Origin of the sequence: Synechococcales cyanobacterium T60_A2020_003, assembly GCA_015272205.1 — a bacterium.
GTDB lineage: Bacteria > Cyanobacteriota > Cyanobacteriia > RECH01 > RECH01 > JACYMB01.
Genome location: JACYMB010000079.1, coordinates 1 through 4,208 on the forward strand (window position 1 = coordinate 1; position 4,208 = coordinate 4,208).

Annotated in this window: 5 protein-coding genes; 3 read left to right on the forward strand and 2 right to left on the reverse strand. The window is 51.4% G+C overall.

Annotation, left to right across the window (positions count from 1 at the left end):
* The 3 genes from IGR76_03940 to IGR76_03950 all read left to right on the forward strand — a co-directional run.
* Nucleotides 1–538 (forward strand): 4-(cytidine 5'-diphospho)-2-C-methyl-D-erythritol kinase (locus IGR76_03940; GenBank protein ID MBF2077675.1); only part of this gene is annotated, 538 nt, incomplete at its 5' end.
* Nucleotides 539–606: 68 nt separating this feature from the next.
* Entirely contained in the window at nt 607–939 is a 333-nt protein-coding gene (locus IGR76_03945; GenBank protein MBF2077676.1) for a DUF3082 domain-containing protein, read from the forward strand.
* Complete coding sequence (locus tag IGR76_03950; protein ID MBF2077677.1) at nt 936–2,432, forward strand: cryptochrome/photolyase family protein; 1,497 nt, start codon at nt 936–938, stop codon at nt 2,430–2,432. The genes IGR76_03945 and IGR76_03950 overlap by 4 nt, the downstream gene beginning before the upstream one ends.
* Before the next feature lie 11 nt (nt 2,433–2,443).
* Here the strand turns inward: IGR76_03950 and IGR76_03955 are convergent, their stop codons facing one another.
* Together IGR76_03955 and IGR76_03960 are read right to left on the reverse strand one after the other, a co-directional pair.
* Nucleotides 2,444–2,899: a transcriptional repressor gene (locus IGR76_03955; protein MBF2077678.1), complete on the reverse strand. Its 456-nt coding sequence runs from the start codon at nt 2,897–2,899 to the stop codon at nt 2,444–2,446.
* A 369-nt stretch (nt 2,900–3,268) separates the two neighbouring features.
* On the reverse strand, nt 3,269–4,208 hold a 940-nt coding region (locus IGR76_03960; GenBank protein MBF2077679.1), incomplete at its 5' end, for a diguanylate cyclase.

The following is a 4,208-nucleotide window of genomic DNA, read 5'->3' on the forward strand; positions in this document are numbered from 1 at the left end:
GGCTGAACTAGGGTCTGATTTACCGTTTTGTGTGGGCGGCGGCACGGCGATCGCCACCGGACGGGGGGAGTCTCTTGATCCGCTTCCCACGTTAGATTCGTTGTATCTGGTGTTGGCAAAGTATCACAGCCTTAGCGTATCGACACCGTGGGCGTATCGCACCTATCGGGAGCAGTTTAGTGACACGTACATTTCCGATCCCAAAAACTTGAACGAACGGCGACAGCGAGTCCATGCAGGTGCAATTGTGTCGGCGATCGCGCGTCAGGAGGGGGCGGAAATTGGTCAACTCCTGCACAATGATCTAGAGAAAGTGGTGCTTCCGGCTCATCCCAAAGTGGCAAACCTGAAAACTACGCTTCAGTCCTTTGATAGTTTGGGGGTGATGATGTCGGGGTCAGGGCCAACGGTGTTTGCGCTAGCCGCCTCAGCAGAACAGGCGCAGCACCTGCAAACCCAACTTCGGGCAGCCATCTCCGATCCGGATCTAGGCATTTGGGTGGCTCAGACAATCAGCCACGGCATTCAAATTGCTTAAGACCCTCAAGCCTTTGTCTGAATCACGCTAGGCTTGGAATGGACGATACGCATATGCCTGAGGTAACGATGAGCGATCCGACCCCCTCTAAATCCGAGACTTCAGCCTCTGAGGATCCTAATTACGTGCCCCCCACCCCGCAGCGATGCTTTACGGGAGCCTTGATTTCAGGGCCGATTGCCTATGGGCTTTACCTATTAACCCACTCGATTGCCAACTCTTTTGCTCAAAAGCCCTTACCGAGTGGACGGATTGCGGTGAATATTGCGATCGCCGTTCGGACTCTGGTGATTGGGATGAGCACGTTGGGGACCGCCATCTTTACCATTGCAACTCTGGGGCTGATTGCCTTAGGAATTCAGCTTTTGATGCAGAAAGGTGCGACCGGGGAGGGCGAATGACCGTTGGCGTTTGGGTGCTGGGGGATCAGCTTTGGGCTGGGCAGTCGGCTTTAAAGAGTTGCGATGATCAATATCCGGTTCTGTTGATTGAATCATTGGACTATGCGCGGCAACGACGGTATCACGCCCAAAAGTTAGTCCTGGTGTGGTCGGCGATGCGGCACTTTGCCGACGAACTCCGCACTGAGGGTTGGCCTGTGACCTATGCTGTGGAGGATGATTTTTTAACACCGTTGCGGGCTTGGATTCAGGCAGAAGGAATTACCGAACTGCGGGTGATGGAACCGAGCGATCGCCCCTTCCAGACCATGCTGGAAGCCCTGGATCTGCCTTGCACCCTCACCATTCTGCCTAACAATCATTTCTTGTGGAGTCGGGACGAGTTTCGGCAGTGGGCGGGCGATCGCAAACGTCTTCTGATGGAATCGTTCTATCGTGAAGGCCGCAAACGCTTCCAAATTCTGATGGAAGGGCAAGACCCCATCGGCGGACAGTGGAACTTGGATAAGGAGAACCGCAAGCCGCCCAAGGGAACGTTGAACACGCCTAAGCCGCAATGGTTTGAGCCAGACGAAATGACTCAATCCGTGATCGAGCGGGTCAAAACGGCTGTAAATACCTACGGTCAAATTGAACCCTTTCATTGGGCTGTAACGCGCACCCAAGCCCTTCAGGTCTTAGACACCTTTATCCAAACTCGCTTAGAAACGTTTGGCCCCTACCAGGACGCTATGGTGACGGGGGAAGATACGATGTGGCACGCGTTGGTGTCTCCCTACCTCAATTTGGGATTGCTCCATCCAATGGAGGTGCTAGATGCCGTTGAGCAGGCGTTTCACGATCAGGATTTTCCTCTAAACAGTGTGGAGGGCTTTATTCGACAGGTATTGGGTTGGCGGGAGTATATGCACGGTCTGTACCATTACACCGATGCAGACTATCCCCAGCGAAACTGGTTTGAGCATCAGCATCCCTTGCCGGAGTTCTTTTGGGATGCCAGCCAAACAGACATGAACTGCCTGCACCAAACTCTGGCCCAAGTGGAACGGACTGGCTATGCTCACCACATTCAGCGGTTGATGGTGTTGGCAAATTTTGCCCTGATTGCCGGACTGAAGCCGCAGGAGGTGGAGTCTTGGTTTCATGCGGCATTTATCGACGCCCATGATTGGGTGATGCAACCTAACGTGATTGGCATGGGGCTATTTGCAGACGGAGGTATGTTGGCATCCAAACCCTATGCCGCGTCTGCCAACTACATTAACAAGATGAGCGACTACTGTAAGGGCTGTGCCTATGACAAGGGCGATCGCGCCGGAGAACATGCTTGCCCCTTTAACACTTTCTACTGGGACTTCCTTGATCGCCATCGGGGAAGGCTCCAATCTCAAGGGCGGATGAGCTTTATCCTCAAGAATTTAGACAAAATGCCTGATAGCGAACGGAATGCTATTCGGCAACGCGCGACGGAATGGCATCAAAGGAATGCTTAAGAGTTTTTGACTTAAGAGGGTTTAGTGTCAGAAGGTTGACGGTATCCGAAGAAATCAATCGTGTAATTGGTGACTTTGACGCCCGTTTGTTCTTCAACTTGACGCAGAATCTCATCAGGAAGCTGAATATGCACGTCTAGGATTTGGTTCGTATCGAGACAGTTGACATGGCTGTGGGGATCACTAATGTTGCCATAGAGGCGACCGTCGGATTTCTCGATACATTCAATGATCCCCTGCTCCGATAGGGCATCTAGATTTTGATAGACCGAGGTATGCCCAATGTCTTTACCTTGGCGATTGAGGCGATCGTAAATTTCGCGAGCCGATAGGTGCTCTTTCTCTTGCCAAAGTAATTCCAAAATGAAGCGACGCTGCTTGCTCAGACGCATTCCTAAAGTCTGGCAGCGATCCAGGGCATCCTCTAACGTTTGAATAGGTTTCTTAACGATGGCCTCATTTTGCATAACTGTTACTCTCGGAATCACTGGGGTAGCCTTTTGAATGGTCGCCAACGCCTAAGGTCGAACTTAATGACTCACTCGTGTTGTACCGAGCTTTATCACTTTGAAGCTCCCACTCCAGCATCGACAGCACATGTGCCCTAACTTGAACCTACGCCTTTGGCTTGTAGGCTCAAAATAATTTAATCGTATCGAGTTGCAACCTCGCCTGCCATATGTCCAGAAGCCCCAAAACTCATGATCGAAATTCTGGAATACGTCCTTGCTATGGCTTATCTCTGGGTTTAGACCACTCTAGAATGTAGTCACTACCACTTTAACTTAAATGCTCAAAAAATGTCAGAATTCAGTGAGGATAGGCGATCGCCTGCGTTATGAATTCTGTTGCCAAGCGCAGTAGCGATCGTGCCCTTCGGTTTTTGCCTGGTAGAGGACTTGGTCGGCCATTGTAATCAACCGATCCGATGCTGAATGCAGGGGGGGGATCATGCATGCAATGCCAATGCTGAGCGTAAGGTATACGTCTTTGTTGTGAATATAAAGGCGGTTCATGGCGGTTTGAAGCTGTTCTGCTACCTCAATCGCTCCCTCTAGATTGGTGTTGGGCAAGACAATAGCAAACTCTTCGCCCCCATACCGAGCGGCCAGATCGGCAGGCCGTTTGATGACACTCGTGATGGCCTCTGCGACTTGCCGCAAGCAATCATCTCCGGCTTGATGGCCATAGGTGTCGTTGTACTGCTTAAAGTGGTCAATATCGCACAGCAGCAGCGCAATCGGTTGTTTTTCCCGTTTCAGCCGTAGCCATTCTTGGGTGATATAGCGATCAAACTGGCGACGATTGGCCAACTGGGTCAAGCTATCCAGATTGGCGAGACGCTCCAGTTCCTGATTGGCTGATTGCAGGTGGTAGTACAACTCAGATTGCTGAATGGCGATCGCCAGTTGGGCAGACAGTTTTTTAAGCAGTTCAATCTCCCAAGGCTGCCATGCGCGAGCATCTTGACAGTGGTGGGCGACGAGCAATCCCCACAACCGATTTTGTTGTAGGATAGGCAACACCAGATTTGCCCGAACGTTTAGACTCTCTAAGTTTAGACTCTCTAATAAGTTGAGATAGCAGGGATTCAGGTTTAACGCGCGGACATCGTCAATGGCACAGACTTGCCCTTCTAGATACCGCCTGCTCCAATGATGCTCAAAGCACGGATCATGGATGATCGCACCCAAAATTGATAGGCGTTCTGTGCTGACGGATTCAATCCCTGCGGGTCGATTCCCCGCCGCTCTGCGGCGTAAAATGCCAGGATGA

Coding starts and splice junctions, on each gene's coding strand:
- IGR76_03950 (MBF2077677.1), top strand. CDS start 936: ATGACCGTTGGCGTTTGGGTGCTGGGGGATCAGCTTTGGGCTGGGCAG.
- IGR76_03955 (MBF2077678.1), bottom strand. CDS start 2,899: ATGCAAAATGAGGCCATCGTTAAGAAACCTATTCAAACGTTAGAGGAT.
- IGR76_03945 (MBF2077676.1), top strand. CDS start 607: ATGAGCGATCCGACCCCCTCTAAATCCGAGACTTCAGCCTCTGAGGAT.